This window comes from Streptomyces malaysiensis subsp. samsunensis (genome assembly GCF_024519315.1).
Classification (GTDB): Bacteria; Actinomycetota; Actinomycetes; order Streptomycetales; family Streptomycetaceae; genus Streptomyces; species Streptomyces malaysiensis.
The window spans coordinates 69,151-85,306 of the sequence record NZ_JANIIC010000017.1 but is presented as its reverse complement, the minus strand read 5'-3'; the positions used below and the strand labels follow the sequence as shown (position 1 = coordinate 85,306).

Here is a 16,156-nt window from a genome sequence, read left to right as displayed (position 1 = left end):
TGACACCCGAACCCCGCGGGCCCGCGCCCTCTCCCGGCGCGGGCCCGCGGGCATCCCGGAGGGGAACCCATGACCCACCTCGACCGGCCCCCGGCCGTCGAAGTCCACCACCCCCAACCCATCACCCCACACCCGACCGCCGCACCCCTGGTGCCCGTGCAGCCGGGCACGGCGGCTCAGGTGCAAAGCGTCGTGCTGCCGGACGGGCGAGTCATCACCGGCTACGCCATCGAGCCGGTCAAGCCCGAACCCGTCACGGCCAAGCCCGTCATCTCCCCCACAGCGGTGAACATCGCCCTCGGCGGGATCGGGTTCGCCGCGGTCTGCGGAGGGCTCTTCCTGCTCACCACGTTCATCGCCGCCCTGACCGCATTCATCACCCAGCTCATCATCCTGGCCGCGGTCATCTTCGGCGGCTGGATCGCCGTACAGATCCTCGGCACCAGCCGCGGCCGAAGCACCGGAACCACGGTCAACATCCGCAAGGCCGTCATCAAGCGCAGCCACTTCCACAGCTGACCACTCACTGCCGAAGGAACGCCGCATGGCCCGACTCCGCATCCAGTTCTCGGCTTGCCGCCGGGCACTCATCCTCACCGACACGCCCCGCCCCGACTGCTCCGACTGCGAGGGCGAAGGCGGCACCGCTCACGACTACGGCGACTACGAGACCGGGGAATACGCGGGCACCGACTACGAGCCCTGCCCCTGCTGGGACCAGACCCGCTGCTGGACCCTGCTGCCCCTCCCGCGCCGCCCCCGGTGGCTGCGTCGGCAGCACCCCGACATCGACCCCTGGGCCGAACCCCCGTTCTAGACACGGCTGGGGCGGCCGTCGCTCGCCAAAGTCACGGCCGCCCCGATTCTCCAGTCCTCAACAGACCATTGGAGGTCTCCAGCATGCCCTACGACACAGAGGGCAACCCCTTCCTTCCCTTCGCGTTCAACGCTGCCGGACGAGGCTGGCACGTCTTCCCCCTCCTCCCCGGAGCCAAGCCGCCCGCCCTCCACGGCACAGAGCGCTGCCCGCACACCGGAGACTGCGCGACCAGTCACCGCAAGTGGGAACAGCGCGCCACCGACGACCCCGAGCAGATCGCGGCATGGTGGTCACGCCGCTGGTACAACATCGCCGTCGCCACCGGTCCGTCTGGCCTGGTCGTCATCGACCTGGACGTGCCCAAGGGCAACAGCAGTACGGACACGCCGTGCGGCGTGACGACCTTCAAGGCGCTCTGCGAGCGCGCCGGACAGCCCGTCCCGAACACCTACCGGGTGCGGACCGCGAGCGGTGGATGGCACCTGTACTTCACCGCCCCGCCCGGCATCCGGCTAACCAACACCGCGGGCAAGCTCGGACCGCTCATCGACACCCGCGCCTGGGGCGGCTACATCGTCGCCGCGGGCAGCGCCATCGGCGGTGGCCTGTACGCCGACAGCGGGGTGCACGTCGCCCCGCTGCCCGGATGGCTCTGTGACCGCCTGACCGCCCGCCCGCAGCCGCGCGGACGCGTAGCCGTTCCGTCCTCCTCCCGCGCCTCCCGCTACGCCACAGCCGCCCTCGAGGCCGAGATCGCGGCGGTCGCGGGAGCCGAAGTGGGACAGCGCAACCACACGCTGCTGCGGGCCGCACGCGCTCTGGGACGGCTGATCGCATCGGGCGACCTCACCCGCTCGGAGGTTGAGGAGGCTCTTAATGGGGCGGGGGAGCGGGCCGGACTGCGCCCGTACGAGTGCGGGCCGGTCATCACCAGCGCCCTGAACTGGTCCATCGCCCACAACCCGCAGGGCAGGACCGCATGACCAGGGCACCCCATCCCCCCATTAAGAGCCTGCCCACAGCCACCGAGCAGCCGCGCCCCGCCGAACCGGCCCCTGCATCGGACGGCCGTAGGGCGCCGAAGGACGTCGGCCGTCAGGCCGTCCCTTCTGCTCTTCGCTCTGACCGGCAGCAGGGAGACGGCCGGTACCCGGTCGCGTGGCTCCACGTCACGGCCCCGCCGGACTGGCGCGCCACCCCCACCGCCACCTCGAAATGCGCGTGTGGCCGGGACCGCCGTGCGGTCGGACGGCGGCGGGTCCTGGCCCTGATCGCTGACCACGAAGCACACAAGACCGCCTGCCCGCTGCGCACTCCCCAGGATGGGAGGAACGCCGCATGACCGCCGCCGAAGAACTGCCCGCCCCCACCAACCCGATGGCTGTCGCGCGTCGTCTCCTCCCGGACTGGCAGACCGAGGACGGGCACCTGCTGTGCAGGCGCTGGCGCGGCTCGTGGATGCGCTGGACCGGCACCTGCTGGCGCGAGCTGGACGAACAGCAGGTGAAGAAGTCCATGTACGAGCGGCTGGAGCACGCCATCTACCAGGCAGGCACCGACAAGGACGGGCAGCCCGACATCCGCGACTGGGCCCCCACCAAACCGAAGATCAGTAACCTGCTGGACGCGCTGGGCGCGATCACCCTCCTGCCCACAGACATGGACGCCCCCGCTTGGCTTGACCGGCAGGCAGCCGATCGGGACGACGGCCGCATCGTGGCCTGCGAGAACGGGTTGCTGCGTATCCGGGACCGCGCGCTGCTGCCGCACAGCCCCGACTTCTTCAACCTCGTCTCGGTCCCCTTCGCCTACGACCCCACCGCCACCGCCCCCACCTGGGAACGCTTCCTGTCCCAGATCTGGCCCGAGGACCCCGAGGCCATCCAGTCAGTTCAGGAGTGGTTCGGCTACGTCCTGTCCGGCCGCACCGACCAGCAGAAGATCCTGCTCATGGTCGGGCCGTCGCGTTCAGGCAAGGGCACCATCGCCCGGGTGCTGAAAGAGCTGGTGGGCAAGGACAACCTCGCCGGACCCACCCTCGCCGGACTCGGCACGAACTTCGGGCTGTCCACCCTGGTCGGCAAACCGCTCGCGGTCATCTCCGACGCCCGGCTGTCCGGCAACGACAACAGCCAAGTCGTCGAACGGCTGCTGACCATCTCCGGTGAAGACACCATCGACATCGACCGCAAGTACCGCGAGCCATGGACCGGCAAACTGCCCACCCGGCTAATGATCCTGTCCAACGAGCTGCCGCACTTCGGCGACTCCTCCGGAGTCATCGCCCGCCGCTTCATCCTGCTCAGCATGACGGTGTCCTGGCTGGGCAAGGAAGACCCCACCCTCATGGACAAGCTCGTAGCGGAAATGCCCGGCATCCTCAACTGGGCCCTTGACGGACTCGCCCGGCTCGAAGCCACGGGCCGGATCACAGAGCCGTCGTCCAGCCGCGAAGCTGTTACCACCATGCAGGACACCGCCTCACCCACCAGCGCATTCGTCCGCGAACGCTGCACCACCGGACCGACGTGCAGCGTGCCCGTAGACACACTGTGGACGGTCTGGCGGGAGTGGGCCGAGGACAACGGCGTGAAGGCGATCGGCACCAAGCAGATGCTCGGCCGCAACCTGCTATCCGTCATCCCCCAGCTCCACCGGACCCGCCCCCGCGACCCGTACGGCCGACAGGTGGCCACCTACAACGGGATCACCCTCAAAGCAGATCCACATCTTCCTGAGTCGTGACTCATCGCGTCTCAAGCCCCCGCCAACCCGCTCTGAGTCGCGATGAGTCACGACTCAGAGCAATGTGGGCCCAACTCCCAGCACTTCACCAAGAGGCAGCTCGAAGGAGTCGAACGCGTGGCACGCGACGAGAAGATCAAGCTCGCTGACGTCCTCATAGAGATCAAGATGAGCCGCGCCGCCTTCTACCGCATGCGGGCCCGCGGCAAGGCCCCCCGAATCAGCAAGCTCCCCAACGGTCAGGTCCGCGTGAGCCGTCGTGACCTGGACGCGTGGTGGGAGAGCTGCGGGCAGAACGCCGCCTAGCCCGGACCAACCAGCTCCATGGGGCCCGCCGTTACGGCGGGCCCCTCGTTTTGGGAGACGCATGCTCACGTACGACGTCGATTTCTGGTCCATCCGCAAGCGCGCCAGCCGTCCGAAACCATACGAACTCAGATGGCGCGTAGGCTCGCGGTCGCACTCCAAGAGCTTCAAGCTCAAGACCCAGGCCGAGGGGCGCCAGTCGGAGCTCCTGGCCGCGCTCCGCGACCGCGAGCAGTTCGACGAGGACACCGGCCTGCCTGCCCACGAGCTGGCTGCCCTGTCCTCCCCCACCTGGTACGAGCACGCGACCGCGTACGTCCTGGTGAAGTGGCCCCGCGCCGCGGCCAAGCATCGTGCCAGCATCGCCGAAGCGCTCGCGGTCGTCACGCCGACGCTGGTCACAACCACCCGCGGCGTACCGGACTCAAAGCTCATACGGGACGCGCTCTACCAGTGGGCATTCCGTGCCGTGAAGGGGTCTGACGGGAAGTTGGCTCCCCGCCACAGGGTCGAGGAGCCGCCGGAGGACATCCGTACAGCTCTGTCCTGGATCGCTGACCATTCGATGAAGGTCAACGCCCTGGAGAACGCGGCTCTCCTGAGGCCAGCCCTGGACGCCTTGTCGCTACGGCTGGACGGAAGGAAGGCGGCCGAGAACACCGCTCGACGCAAGCGCATGGTGCTGAGCAACTTCCTTCGCTTCACGGTGGAGGAGCGGGGACTCCTGTCGGCCAACCCCCTTGCCCGCGTCGACTGGACGCCACCGGAGACGGACGACGAAATCGACTTCCGGTACGTCCCTGGCCCAGCGCTGGCGCGGTCGTTCCTCAAGGCCGTACGGGACGCTGGCCCCCGTGGAGAGCATCTTGAGGCGTTCTTCGGCTGCCTGTACTACGCCGCGATGCGACCCGCTGAGATCGCCTCGCTGAAAGCCGCGGACTGCACCCTGCCCCCGGAGGATGAGGAGTGGGGGGAACTGCTGCTCGGGGAGAGCCGCCCGGAGGTGGGAGGCGGATGGACGGACGACGGTGCGTCGTACGAATCCCGCAGCCTCAAGCGGCGGGCCCGCGGGGCGACGCGATCGGTCCCGATTCCCCCGGTGCTGGTCCGGATGCTGCGGGAGCACATCGAGCGGTACGGGACGGCCCCAGACGGCCGTCTCTTCCGCGCGGCACGAGGCGGACGCATCCGGTCTACCGAGTACTGCGATCTGTGGGAGGAGGCCCGGACAGCAGTGCTCTCGGAGGAGGAAGCAGCAACCCCCCTCGCCGAAGTGCCGTACTCGCTCCGGCACGCAGGGGTGTCTCTCTGGATCAAGTCGGGAGTCGATCCAGTGGAAGTCGCCCGGCGGGCCGGGCACAGCATCGCTGTCCTGTTCCGCTTCTACGCCAAGATCCTTCGCGGGGATCAGTCCCGTTCCAACCAGCTCATCACGCAGGGATTGAACGAGGGCTGACGGCCCGCCGCTGGCCCACAGATGGCCCATACGTACTGGTCAAAGCTGGGACACAGGCGAGACAGGGTGAGACAAGGAGCACGCAGAAGGGGTGCCCCTGAACCAGGGGCACCCCTTCTGACCAGCTAGTTCGCTGACCTCGGCGGAGGCTGAGGGATTTGAACCCTCGGTGACATCGCTGCCACGACGGTTTTCAAGACCGTTCCCTTAGGCCGCTCGGGCAAGCCTCCCCGCGCCATTCGTAGTGGCGCGGGGATCAGCCTAGCGCGTCAGCTGTCGCCCTTGCGCTTGCCCAAGGTGAGGTCGACCTTGGACACCTTGCCGCCGCGCTTGTAGGTGAGGGTGACCTTGTCGCCGGGCTGGTGGGTCCAGATCTCGCTGATGAGGGTCGGGCCGCTGTCGATGACCGTGTCGTCCAGTTTGGTGATCACGTCGCCGGACTTGAGGCCGGCCTTGTCGGCCGGGCCGCCGGGGACGACGGCGGGGCTGCCGCCGGCGCCGCCGGAGGCGATGGTGGCGCCGCTGGAGGAGTCCTTCATGTTGACCGTGGCCTCGATCACCGGGTAGACGGGCTGGCCGGTCTTGATCAGTTGCTCGGCGACGTTCTTCGCCTGGTTGATCGGGATCGCGAAGCCGAGGCCGATGCTGCCGGACTGCTGGGATTCGCCGAGGCCGCTGCCGTTGCCGGCGGACTGGATGGCGGAGTTGATGCCGATGACACCGCCGTCCGCGTTGAGCAGCGGGCCGCCGGAGTTGCCCGGGTTGATGGAGGCGTCGGTCTGGAGGGCGCTCATGTACGAGGCGTTGCCGCTGCCTCCGTCGCTGGAGGCGACCGGGCGGTTCTTGGCGCTCACGATGCCGGTGGTGACGGTGCCGGAGAGGCCGAAGGGGGCGCCGATGGCGACGGTGGCGTCGCCGACGGCGACCCGGTCGGAGTTGCCGAGCGGCAGCGGGTCCAGTTTGGCGCCCGAGGCGTTCTTGAGCTTGACCACGGCGACGTCGTAGCCCTGGGCGCGCCCGACGACCTGGGCGGTGTACCGCTTGCCGTTGGAGAAGGTGGCGGTCAGCTTGCCGTTGTCGGCGCCCGAGGCGACGACGTGGTTGTTGGTGAGGATGTGGCCCTGCTTGTCGTAGACGAAGCCGGTGCCGGTACCGCTCTCACCGTTGTTGCCCTGGGCCTCGATGGTGACGACGCTGGGCAGGGTCTTGTTGGCGATGCTCGACACGGAGCCGGGCGCGCGGCTCTCCGTCTTGGGGTTGCCGTAGGCGGAGACGGTGGTGGTGTCGCCGTCGCTCTCCTGGTCGGCGGCCCAGAAGCCGATGCCGCCGCCGATACCGCCCGCGACCAGCACGGCGGCCAGGACGGCGGCGACCAGCCCGCGTGGCTTGCGCTCGGACGGGCCGGAGGAGGGCACGGGAGCGGTCCCCCACGGTCCGCCCGGGCCTCCCTGTCCGCCGTGTCCGCTCTGTCCGCCCTGCCCGTCGCCCGGGCCGCCGCCGTGCGGCTGTCCGCCTTCGGCCGACCACCAGGCGCTGGACTGCCCGGCGTCCGGTCCGGGGCCCGGGGCACCGGGTGCGCCGCCGCCGGATCCGTCGTCCGCGCCGGCCGACGCCGAGACGGCCGGGGGAGCGGCCGGTGACGCGGGCGGGGGCGTCGACGGGGGTTGGGCGGGGGGCGCGGCCGACGGTGCGGGGCCGGGGGCTCCCGGCGACCCTGCTCCGTCAGGCGTGCCTATTGGCGCGTCCGGTGCGGTCGGCCGCGAGCCCGCGGTGGGCTCGTAGTCCGGCGCGGGCGGCACCGCTGGGTTCGGGTGCGGTGCCGGAGGGGCCGGATGCGACCCGGGCGCGGGCGGAACGGCAGAGCCCTCGTTCTCGGTGCTCACAGCTCTCTCCTCAGGTGCACGACAGTTTTCCTCGACGGCCCATGTGTGCGTCTTACCGTCGTCAGCTTTTCCCACAGCGCGTCAGACCGCCGTAAGGAGCGGCAGCCCCGCGGACTACCACCCTTTATCCCGGACAATTCGCCCTACCGCCATTCCGTGCGAACGAACGGAGGGGCCGCGTCGACCGGCTCACACCGGGCGGTGGCACCATAACGCGGTGACCTATGCGCGCCCCGCCCGGGACAGCCGCCCCTGGCCGCACACCGTCTCCGTCGTCGCCCATCGCGGCGCCTCCGAGGACGCTCCGGAGCACACCCTGGCCGCCTACCGCAAGGCCATCGAGGACGGCGCCGACGCCCTGGAGTGCGATGTCCGGCTGACCGCCGACGGCCATCTCGTCTGCGTCCACGACCGCCGCGTGGACCGCACCTCCAACGGCCGGGGCGCGGTCTCGGCACTGGAGCTGTCCGATCTGGCGGCCCTGGACTTCGGCTCCTGGCGGGGCCGGGCCACCGACAAGGAGGAGCCGGACCGCGACAGCCGGGACAGCACCTCCGTCCTCACCCTGGAACGGCTCCTGGAGCTCATCTCCGATGCCGGACGCCGCGTCGAACTGGCGATCGAAACCAAACATCCCACCCGGTGGGCGGGCCAGGTGGAGGAGCGGCTGCTCGCGCTGCTGCGCCGCTACGGCCTGGACACGCCGCCGCCCGGCGAACCTTCACCCATCCGTGTGATGAGCTTCTCAGCGCGCTCACTGCACCGGGTGCGGATCGCGGCCCCCGCCATCCCCACCGTCTACCTGATGCAGTTCATACTGCCGCGCCACCGGGACGGGCAGCTGCCGGCCGGGGTGCGGATCGCGGGGCCGAGCATCCGGATCGTACGGAACCACCCCGGGTATGTGGCGCGGCTCCAGCGCGAGGGGCACCGAGTGCACGTCTGGACCGTCGACGAACCGGAGGATGTCGAGCTGTGCCTCCGTCTGGGCGTTGACGCCCTGATCACCAATCGCCCCAAACAGGTACTGTCCCAACTCGGACGCTCATAATGGGCATTACAAGGCGTGCACCGGCGCGTTCGGTACGTATTCGATCGTGACGAGTGCGTCACGCGATGCCACTTGGCCGGTTTCCGCTCCAGCGCCGCGGGGCATTCATCCCGTGGCGTGGGGCTAAGGAGGTCTCGGGGGTGGCGTTGGTGGTGGCACGGCAGGTGCCGACGTCGTCGACCATGGCCGTACCCCATGGTCCTGCGGGCGTCCGCGCGGCAAGACAGCGGATGCGTGTGGATTTGGGCAGGACTGGGGTATCGGATTCGGTCATAGACGACGCTGTATTGATCCTTTCAGAACTACTCAGCAACGCATGGCGACATGGCCGCCCTTGGCGTTCCGGCCATGATGGGGCCACGGTTCGGGCTGCATGGAGTGTCGACGAGGACGACCGGTTGACGGTCGAGGTGACGGACGGCGGAGGGCCGACAAGGCCACTTCCGGCCAATCCCTCGGTGACCGCACGCGGCGGCCGCGGACTGAACATCATCACGTCGCTGGCCGAGGACTGGGGCGTGCGGGACGACATCGGCGAGGTCACCGTATGGGCCCTTCTTCCACCTGATGATGATTTCGCCCATCGCGTCACGATTCCCTTGGACATCTCCCCCGACCTGGGCGCGGGGCTGGCCTCCGGGCTGCGTCCGAGCCTCGACGCGAATCTCGACACGAACCTCGGGGCGAATCTGGGGCCCCATATCGAAGCCGGTCTCGACCCGAACCTCGGCACGAATCTCGGGGCGAATCTCGGGGCGAATCTCGGCTCGAACCTGGGCTCGAACATCGAGGCGAACATCGACCCCGATTTCGATCGCGAGCTGGACTTCGCCGATCTGGACGAGCTCGCGTAGCCGACGCGGCTCATGGAGCCGACGTGGTTCGGCCAAAGGGCTAGGCTCGCGCCCGTACCAGTCGTACGCGCCGTAAGAGCACCGCCGCGGCCGTACGCAGACCGTCACGGGCGTACGAGCAAGCCCTGAGCCGCACGATCGGGAGACAGCCTCACCATGGCCAAGAAGCGCCGCCCCCAGACGAAGGCCACAGGCCCACAGGTCGCCACCGGCGAGATCCCTGTGGTGGGCGCGCGGGAGCCGTGCCCGTGCGGCTCGGGCCGTCGCTACAAAGCCTGTCACGGCAGGGAAGCCGCACACGCCGTCACCGAGCTGGTGCAGCGCCCCTTCGAGGGGCTCCCCGGCGAATGCGACTGGGTGGCCCTGCGCGAGCTGGTGCCCGCCGCGACCGTCGAGCTGACCCTCGCCGAGGGGCTGCCCGAGGGGGTTCCGTCGGTGACCCTGGCGACCGTGCTGCCCATGGCGTGGCCCGCGCTGCGCCGCGACAACGGCACCGTGCTGGTCGGCCTCCAGAACGACACGCCCTCCGGCGACATCAGCCGCGACCTGGCCGACACCCTGCGCCGGGCGCTGATCGCCGAACCGGGCACTCCGGTGATCGCCGAGCGGGCCCCGGGCGACGGTCCGCGGCTCCAGGATCTGCTCGACCCGAAGGGCACTTTCTCGCCGACCCTGCACGAGGGTTTCGAGTTCTGGCTCGAGGACGCCGCGAACGCGACCGGAGAGGTCGCCGCGTCCCTGGAACGGGCCAACGCGGCCGCGATCCCCACCGCCCGGCTCACCGGCGTGGAGGCGGCCTACTGGTGCCGGACGCCGGAGAAGAACCACCTGCGCTGGGTGATGTCCCACCCCGAGGAGAAGCTGCTGGACGCGCTGGCCCGGCTGCACGCCGCGGGCGCCTCCTCGCTCGGCGAGAACACCCGGCTGGTGGGCTCCTTCCGGGCCCATGGGCTCACGGTGCCGGTATGGGATCTGCCGCTCGGGATGAGCGCCGAGGACACCGAGAAGCCGGCCGTGGACCTCGCCGAGCGGCTCGCGGAGGCCCTCGCCTCCGACACCCCGCTGACGCCCGAGCAGCGCCGCGCCCGGGGCGGTCTCACCAACCGTCAGGTGACGCTGAGCTGAGGGTAGCCGGACGGGCAGCGGGCATCTCCGGGGCACGTGACGCTGCTCACAACTGACTGTTACGCCCTGCAAATAGACGTCCGGAAATCCGCGATCGAATTTGCTAACAGCCGATCTCTTGTTACGGTTCTAAAAGCCCGGTCGCTGGTGCATCCCCCGTCGCCAGCGACCGGGCGCTTCCATGTCCGCTCGGCGTCCGCGTCCGGACGGCGGCGCGAGACGGCCGACAAGGTACGGACCAACTGACCGCGGCACCGCGGGAGTTGCTCCCGGAACCGGGCCCGCGACTGGAAGCGGCACTGGCACCGGCAGCGAACCCGAAGCGCGGGGCTCCGGCCCCGGAGAAAGCCCTGAAGCCGAGCGCCCGGGCCGCGGAGTTCCGTACACCCGGAAAAAGCTCCGTACGCCACCCCGGAAAGCTCTGTACGCCGCACAGGCCGCCCCCGGAGCCCTGTGCGGCCGTGCCCCCCGGAAACGCCGGGCCCGGAGCCCGGGAAGTCGCCTCCCCGGCCTCCGGGCCCATTTCCGAGTCCACCGTCGAGCCCGCCTCCGAGCCCGCACAACGCCCCTGAGCCTCGCGCTCAGCGGCCCCCGAACCCCCGCACCCGGGGCCCGCCCTCAGTAGGCGAGCCGGCTGCCCCCGTCGGGCGCACTGGTGCTCGCCTCGACCAAGGCGTTCACCACTGTGGCCACCTGAGGCAGCCAGGGCTGCCCGGAGCGGCGCAGCGGCGGCCGCTCCCAGCGCACCCGTCCGGGGCCCGTCTGGGACGGCGGCAGCACCACATAGCCGCCTTCGCCGTGGAACCGCAGCGAGCTGGGCACCCAGTCCTGCTGGTTCAGCAGCTCGCCGAGGTCCTCGAGGGAGTACGGCTCCACCAGCAGCGACCAGCGGGTGGGCGTGGCGACCACCGGGCCGAGCCGCACTCCGGCCCGGTCGAAGACCGCCAGCGCCCGCGCCCCGGCGACCGCCGGCAGGCTCACCGCACAGGGCGCGCGGCCGCCGGTGGCCAGGAGGAGGGGAGCGGAGGGGCGGTTGCTCCACCACCAGCGCACCATGCGCTCGTCGGTGGTGGCAGCAAGGAGAACAGGATCAAACGGATGACCGCCCGGAACCGCACATTCCGGGTCGGGGCAGCCGCATACCCGCGGCCGACCGCCGCCGGACCGGAGTCCGACGCCGGGGACCACAGGCCACTGCCACTCGGTGGCGCAGGTGAGCGCCGCACGCAGCAGCGGCGACCGCGCGCCGCGCCGCAGCGAGAACTTGCGTCGCCTTCCGAGGATCTCGCGCATGAGCGCTCGTTCCTTTCCGTTAACGCCGAGGGCTGTCCGTCGCACTACATCGCACTTCAGATGGCACTTCACTTGAGCACTACGTGGCGCTGTCCGGCATCGTTCGGCCCGTCACAGCAGGTGGATCACAAGTCACTGCGCGTACAAGGCAGCGCATCATGCCGCAGGCCGAGCGTGGAACGTGGCGAGGGGTGGCGCGCGCATGGCGCTTGCCGTCCGGTTGGTGCTTTCCTCGCCACTCGGGGATGGGCGCGGCCGTTGTGGTCTATGACGCCTGGACCGGCCGCGGGGTTCCGGGGCGATCCGAACTGCCCCTGCCCCTCCCCGAATGTGTACCCGCCGCGGTGGAGACGACGCGCTGTCGAATGACGTCAGTCGACCTCGAAGGTACAGCGTAATGGCTTTTTTTCGGCCAAGTTCAATTCCTCCCAGACACCAACAAGACCACCGGGACAATGCTGGACATCGCATCTCCGCTCCGTGTACATCTGGAGACAGTAGCGGCACAGTAGCGGCGCAGCACGACAGGGGGTTTGCGATGCTATTGAGCGAGCCGGACGCAGTGGGCGGAGGCAGCGGGCCATGAACTCGCCCCACGCGCCGAAAGTGGCTGGAATCGATCCTTCCCTCCCCTCGCCCACGCAAACTGTGGACCCCGTCACTCCGCCCCTGACCGCGCCCAACTCCGGTGTCCAGGACCGGCTCGCGAGCTGGGTGTCGGATCTCACGACCCTTCATGAGCTCACGGAGCGGCTGGTCCGGACCGACACGCTCGACGAGGCGCTGCGCGAACTGCTGCGCGCGGGCGCGGCCCTGGTCGGCGCCCAGCGCGGACTGGTGGCGCTCGAACCGGCCGACGGGCTCGGCCCGGTGACCACCGTGGGGCTCGGTCTCGGCCACGCCGACCTCGGCCAGATCGAGACCATCCCGCGCGGCTCCGCCTCCGCCGGCCGTCTCCTCGACGGGCTGCCCGAGCCGGACGGTGACCGGCGTGCCGATGTGACACACCCCGATATCGCCGGCGAGGCCGATCTCGACCCGCGCCACCGCGAGGTGGCCGCACGGCTCGGTTTCTCCGCGAGCTACGCGGTGCCGCTCGACCCGTGCCGGACCGGCCCGTGTACCGCGCCCGGTCTCACCCCCATCCCCGCAACCGGCCTCACCGCCATCCCGGCGCCCGCCCCCGGTGCCGACGCCCATGGCGCCGGATGCCCCGCGGGCGCGGGCGACCATCCGCCCCCCGGCACGGCGAGCTCCACGAACGCCCCGAACGCCACCAGCGGCACCGGAGCGGGCCACGGGCGCGTCGCCCCGGCCGCCGCGACCGCGCCCGGCATCGCCGCCGCCATGGGCGCCGGCGGCCCCTCAGGGCGGCTCGGGGGAGTCGCCTGGCTCTATGACGAGCCCGCCGAGCCCGCGGAGCGCCAGCGCCATCTCGTGGGGCTGTACTGCCAATACGCCGCCGCGCACATCACCCGGCTGATCGAGCTCTCCCGCGCCCGCGCGACCGTCGCGACCGTTCAGGAGGAGCTGCTGCCCACCCGGCTGCCCCGGGTCCCCGGGGTGCGCCTGGCCGTCCGCCACCACCCTGGTCCGCACGGCGGCGGGGACTGGTACGACGCGCTGCCGCTGCCGGACGGGGCGCTCGGGCTCTCGGTGGGCGGGGTCACCGGCTCCGGGCCCAGCGCCGTGGTCGCCATGGGGCGGCTGCGGGCCTCGCTGCGGGCGTACGCGGTGATGGAGGGCGAGGACCCGGTGGCCGTCCTGTCCGATCTGGAGCTCCTGATGCGGCTCACCGAGCCCGCCCGCTCCGCGACCGCCCTCTTCGCCTACTGCGAGCCCGGGACGCGCAAGGTGGTGCTGGCCGGGGCCGGGCACTGCCCGCCGCTGCTCACCGGGCAGCGGCGCACCGAGTTCGTGGAGACCACGCTGTCCGCGCCGCTGGGGATGCTCTCGTGCTGGGAGGCGCCCAGTGTCGAGATCGAGCCGTCCTCCGGAGAGACCCTCCTCTTCTACAGCGACGGGCTGCTCCACCGTACGGGGGAGCCGATGGACCGGGCCTTCAACCGGCTGCACACGGCCGCGGCGAGCGCTCCCAGGGGCGTGCGCGGCGATCCGGACGCCTTCGCCGACCATGTGCTCCGTACGGTCCTCCCCGATGGCTCCGCGGCCTCCGTCGGGCGGGCCTCGGAGGACGACACCGAGGACCTCGTCCTGCTCGTGGCCCACTTCGACTGATGCACGGCTCACGTCTCATTGGCCGCCGTTTGAACGGCTCGTCTTATTGGCTGTCGTTTGAACGGCTCCTCCACTCGTCCAGTGGTTCGTACCTGATTCATGGCCCGCGTGGACCGAGGCCGGAGCGGGACCACGGCCTCGGTCGGAGCCATGGTCACCCGGTGCTATGGGCCCTCCCTGCCGTCGGGCGCCCGCACATACCATGGGAGGGGTCCAGTTCGAGGAGGATGACGTGACCGAGGAGCCCACTCCAGAAGCCCCGGAGACCCCGGAAGGCGAGGAGCCCATCAAGCAGCGGAAGAACGGCCTCTACCCAGGCGTTTCCGACGAGCTCGCCGAGAACATGAAGTCCGGCTGGGCGGACACCGAGCTGCACGATCTGGAGCCCGTCGAGCAGGCTCCGCACACCGCCCGCCGCCGCGCCGCGCTCTCCGCGCGCTTCCCCGGCGAGCGCCTGGTCATCCCCGCGGGCAATCTCCGCACCCGCTCCAACGACACGGACTACAGCTTCCGCGCCTCGACCGAGTACGCGTACCTCACCGGCGACCAGACCGAGGACGGTGTGCTGGTGCTGGAGCCCGAGGCGAGCGGCGGCCACACCGCGACGCTGTATGTGCTGCCGCGCTCCAACCGGGAGAACGGCGAGTTCTGGCTGGACGGCCACGGCGAGCTGTGGGTCGGCCGCCGGCTCAGCCTCACGGAGGCCGAGAAGCGGCTGGGCCTGCCCGCCAAGGACGTCCGCAAGCTGGCCGACGAGCTCACGGACGCCACCGGCCCGGTCCGTATCGTGCGCGGTCACGACGCCGGGCTGGAGGCCGCCCTGACCGACAAGGTCACCGGTGAGCGCGACGAGGAGCTGCGGGTCTGCCTCAGCGAGCAGCGCCTGGTCAAGGACGAGTTCGAGGTCGGTCAGCTCCAGGCGGCCGTGGACTCGACGGTCCGTGGCTTCGAGGATGTCGTCAAGGTTCTGGACAAGGCACAGGCCACATCGGAGCGCTATATCGAAGGAACGTTCTTCCTTCGGGCCCGGGTCGAGGGCAACGACATCGGCTACGGCAGCATCTGCGCCTCGGGCGCCCACGCCACCACCCTGCACTGGGTCCGCAACGACGGCCCGGTCCGCTCCGGCGATCTGCTGCTCCTGGACGCGGGCGTGGAGACCACCACCCTCTACACCGCCGATGTGACCCGCACACTGCCCGTGAACGGCACCTACAGCCCGGTGCAGCGCAAGATCTACGAGGCGGTGTACGAGGCTCAGGAGGCGGGTATCGCCGCGGTCCGGCCGGGCGCGAAGTACCGCGACTTCCACGACGCCGCCCAGCGCGTCCTCGCCACCAAGCTGGTCGAATGGGGCCTGGTCGAGGGCCCGGTGGAGCGGGTGCTCGAACTGGGGCTCCAGCGCCGCTGGACCCTGCACGGCACCGGCCACATGCTCGGCATGGACGTCCACGACTGCGCCGTGGCCCGCACCGAGACCTATGTGGACGGCACCCTGGAGCCCGGGATGTGCCTGACGGTCGAGCCGGGGCTGTACTTCCAGGCCGACGATCTGACCGTGCCCGAGGAGTACCGGGGCATCGGCGTCCGGATCGAGGACGACGTCCTGGTGACGGAGGACGGCAACCGCGTGCTGTCGGCCGCGCTGCCGCGGACCGCGGACGACGTCGAGGCGTGGATGGCCCGCCTCACCGCCTGAGGGGGCGGCTCATCGCCTGATCGCATGGGAGGGACCGTGGGGAGCGGCGGCGCCGCTCCCCACGGTTCGTTCTCGGGCCCTTCCCGGTCCTGCCCGGCCGTTCTCGGTCCTGTCCCGGCCGTTCTCAGTCCTGCCCCGGCACCTTGCGGGTGGTCACCGCGATCCGGTTCCAGGAGTTGATCGTGAAGATGAGGGCGATGAGCTGAGCCAGCTCCCGCTCCTCGAAGTGCCGGGCGGCCCGCTCGTAGACCCCGTCCAGGACACCGCCGGGCAGCAGCGTGACCGCCTCGGTGAGCGCCAGGGCGGCCTGCTCCTTCTCGGTGTAGAACCCGGCCTTCCCGGCCTCCTCCCAGACGCCCGCCAGGGCGATGCGCTCGTTGCTCTCGCCCGCCTCATGGGCGTCGGTGGTGTGCATATGGAGGCAGTAGGCGCAGTTGTTGAGCTGGGAGGAGCGGATCTGCACCAGCTCCACCAGGGCCGGGTCCAGCCCCTCGCGCGCGGCCGCGTCCAGGCTGATCAGCGCCTTGAACGCCTTGGGGGCGGCCTTCGCGAAGTCGACCCGCCCGGTCTCGCGTGCCGTCGTCACCGTCTCGGCGGTCGTCGTCCCGGCCGTCGTCCCCGCCATCGTCGCTGTCGTCGTCGCTGTGGTCGTCGCCGAAGTCGTCATGGGAATGAAATTAGGCCGC

14 protein-coding genes and 1 tRNA gene are annotated in these 16,156 nt (G+C 70.5%); 11 read left to right on the top strand and 4 right to left on the bottom strand.

Going from position 1 to position 16,156, the window contains the following annotated elements; all coding sequences use genetic code 11:
* Nucleotides 1-69: 69 nt before the first annotated feature.
* The 6 genes from NQU54_RS16850 (at nucleotide 70) to NQU54_RS16825 (ending at nucleotide 5,327) form a co-directional block, all read left to right on the top strand.
* Complete coding sequence (locus tag NQU54_RS16850; protein WP_257631771.1) at nucleotides 70-519, top strand: hypothetical protein; 450 nt, start codon at nucleotides 70-72, stop codon at nucleotides 517-519.
* 25 nt (nucleotides 520-544) lie between these two features.
* The gene (locus NQU54_RS16845) at nucleotides 545-817 is read left to right on the top strand and encodes a hypothetical protein (RefSeq protein ID WP_257631770.1); all 273 of its coding nucleotides are present in this window, start codon (nucleotides 545-547) and stop codon (nucleotides 815-817) included.
* A gap of 83 nt (nucleotides 818-900) precedes the next feature.
* Entirely contained in the window at nucleotides 901-1,803 is a 903-nt protein-coding gene (locus NQU54_RS16840; RefSeq protein WP_257631769.1) for a bifunctional DNA primase/polymerase, read from the top strand.
* 355 nt (nucleotides 1,804-2,158) lie between these two features.
* Nucleotides 2,159-3,565, top strand: coding sequence for a DNA primase family protein (locus tag NQU54_RS16835; RefSeq protein WP_257631768.1), 1,407 nt, complete (start codon nucleotides 2,159-2,161; stop codon nucleotides 3,563-3,565).
* A gap of 117 nt (nucleotides 3,566-3,682) precedes the next feature.
* Nucleotides 3,683-3,871 (top strand): helix-turn-helix transcriptional regulator, encoded by a 189-nt coding sequence (locus NQU54_RS16830; RefSeq protein ID WP_087684243.1) that lies wholly within the window; start codon nucleotides 3,683-3,685, stop codon nucleotides 3,869-3,871.
* A 61-nt stretch (nucleotides 3,872-3,932) separates the two neighbouring features.
* Nucleotides 3,933-5,327 (top strand): tyrosine-type recombinase/integrase, encoded by a 1,395-nt coding sequence (locus tag NQU54_RS16825; RefSeq protein ID WP_257631767.1) that lies wholly within the window; start codon nucleotides 3,933-3,935, stop codon nucleotides 5,325-5,327.
* A 143-nt stretch (nucleotides 5,328-5,470) separates the two neighbouring features.
* On the opposite strand, the gene NQU54_RS16820 is transcribed toward NQU54_RS16825, so the two are convergent.
* Together NQU54_RS16820 and NQU54_RS16815 are read right to left on the bottom strand one after the other, a co-directional pair.
* Nucleotides 5,471-5,557: transfer RNA gene (locus NQU54_RS16820), tRNA-Ser, on the bottom strand.
* Nucleotides 5,558-5,596: 39 nt separating this feature from the next.
* The gene (locus tag NQU54_RS16815; protein WP_257631766.1) at nucleotides 5,597-7,210 is read right to left on the bottom strand and encodes a S1C family serine protease; all 1,614 of its coding nucleotides are present in this window, start codon (nucleotides 7,208-7,210) and stop codon (nucleotides 5,597-5,599) included.
* A gap of 217 nt (nucleotides 7,211-7,427) precedes the next feature.
* On the opposite strand from NQU54_RS16815, the gene NQU54_RS16810 reads away from it, so the two are divergent.
* The 3 genes from NQU54_RS16810 to NQU54_RS16800 all read left to right on the top strand — a co-directional run bounded on the left by NQU54_RS16810 (nucleotide 7,428) and on the right by NQU54_RS16800 (nucleotide 10,240).
* Nucleotides 7,428-8,261, top strand: a complete 834-nt coding sequence (locus tag NQU54_RS16810) for a glycerophosphodiester phosphodiesterase (protein WP_093705982.1) — start codon at nucleotides 7,428-7,430, stop codon at nucleotides 8,259-8,261.
* A gap of 140 nt (nucleotides 8,262-8,401) precedes the next feature.
* Nucleotides 8,402-9,115 carry an ATP-binding protein gene (locus tag NQU54_RS50100; RefSeq protein WP_372505905.1) on the top strand — a complete coding sequence of 238 codons (714 nt, stop codon included), beginning with the start codon at nucleotides 8,402-8,404 and terminating at the stop codon, nucleotides 9,113-9,115.
* A 156-nt stretch (nucleotides 9,116-9,271) separates the two neighbouring features.
* Nucleotides 9,272-10,240, top strand: a complete 969-nt coding sequence (locus tag NQU54_RS16800; protein ID WP_257631765.1) for a DUF5926 family protein — start codon at nucleotides 9,272-9,274, stop codon at nucleotides 10,238-10,240.
* 618 nt (nucleotides 10,241-10,858) lie between these two features.
* Here NQU54_RS16800 and NQU54_RS16795 read toward each other — a convergent pair.
* Nucleotides 10,859-11,533: a bifunctional DNA primase/polymerase gene (locus tag NQU54_RS16795; RefSeq protein WP_167502341.1), complete on the bottom strand. Its 675-nt coding sequence runs from the start codon at nucleotides 11,531-11,533 to the stop codon at nucleotides 10,859-10,861.
* A gap of 582 nt (nucleotides 11,534-12,115) precedes the next feature.
* On the opposite strand from NQU54_RS16795, the gene NQU54_RS16790 reads away from it, so the two are divergent.
* Together NQU54_RS16790 and NQU54_RS16785 are read left to right on the top strand one after the other, a co-directional pair.
* Nucleotides 12,116-13,771 carry a GAF domain-containing SpoIIE family protein phosphatase gene (locus NQU54_RS16790; protein ID WP_257631764.1) on the top strand — a complete coding sequence of 552 codons (1,656 nt, stop codon included), beginning with the start codon at nucleotides 12,116-12,118 and terminating at the stop codon, nucleotides 13,769-13,771.
* Nucleotides 13,772-13,973: 202 nt separating this feature from the next.
* The gene (locus NQU54_RS16785; protein ID WP_257631763.1) at nucleotides 13,974-15,470 is read left to right on the top strand and encodes an aminopeptidase P family protein; all 1,497 of its coding nucleotides are present in this window, start codon (nucleotides 13,974-13,976) and stop codon (nucleotides 15,468-15,470) included.
* A gap of 124 nt (nucleotides 15,471-15,594) precedes the next feature.
* Here the strand turns inward: NQU54_RS16785 and NQU54_RS16780 are convergent, their stop codons facing one another.
* Nucleotides 15,595-16,137, bottom strand: coding sequence for a carboxymuconolactone decarboxylase family protein (locus NQU54_RS16780; protein WP_372505903.1), 543 nt, complete (start codon nucleotides 16,135-16,137; stop codon nucleotides 15,595-15,597).
* Nucleotides 16,138-16,156: the final 19 nt, after the last annotated feature.

What these genes read in the sequence shown, in the direction of transcription:
- NQU54_RS16850 (WP_257631771.1), top strand. Translation starts at nt 70, where the DNA reads ATGACCCACCTCGACCGGCCCCCGGCCGTCGAAGTCCACCACCCCCAA.
- NQU54_RS16790 (WP_257631764.1), top strand. Translation starts at nt 12,116, where the DNA reads ATGAACTCGCCCCACGCGCCGAAAGTGGCTGGAATCGATCCTTCCCTC.
- NQU54_RS16795 (WP_167502341.1), bottom strand. Translation starts at nt 11,533, where the DNA reads ATGCGCGAGATCCTCGGAAGGCGACGCAAGTTCTCGCTGCGGCGCGGC.
- NQU54_RS16825 (WP_257631767.1), top strand. Translation starts at nt 3,933, where the DNA reads ATGCTCACGTACGACGTCGATTTCTGGTCCATCCGCAAGCGCGCCAGC.
- NQU54_RS16780 (WP_372505903.1), bottom strand. Translation starts at nt 16,137, where the DNA reads ATGACGACTTCGGCGACGACCACAGCGACGACGACAGCGACGATGGCG.
- NQU54_RS16785 (WP_257631763.1), top strand. Translation starts at nt 13,974, where the DNA reads ATGGGAGGGGTCCAGTTCGAGGAGGATGACGTGACCGAGGAGCCCACT.
- NQU54_RS16845 (WP_257631770.1), top strand. Translation starts at nt 545, where the DNA reads ATGGCCCGACTCCGCATCCAGTTCTCGGCTTGCCGCCGGGCACTCATC.
- NQU54_RS16835 (WP_257631768.1), top strand. Translation starts at nt 2,159, where the DNA reads ATGACCGCCGCCGAAGAACTGCCCGCCCCCACCAACCCGATGGCTGTC.
- NQU54_RS16840 (WP_257631769.1), top strand. Translation starts at nt 901, where the DNA reads ATGCCCTACGACACAGAGGGCAACCCCTTCCTTCCCTTCGCGTTCAAC.
- NQU54_RS16800 (WP_257631765.1), top strand. Translation starts at nt 9,272, where the DNA reads ATGGCCAAGAAGCGCCGCCCCCAGACGAAGGCCACAGGCCCACAGGTC.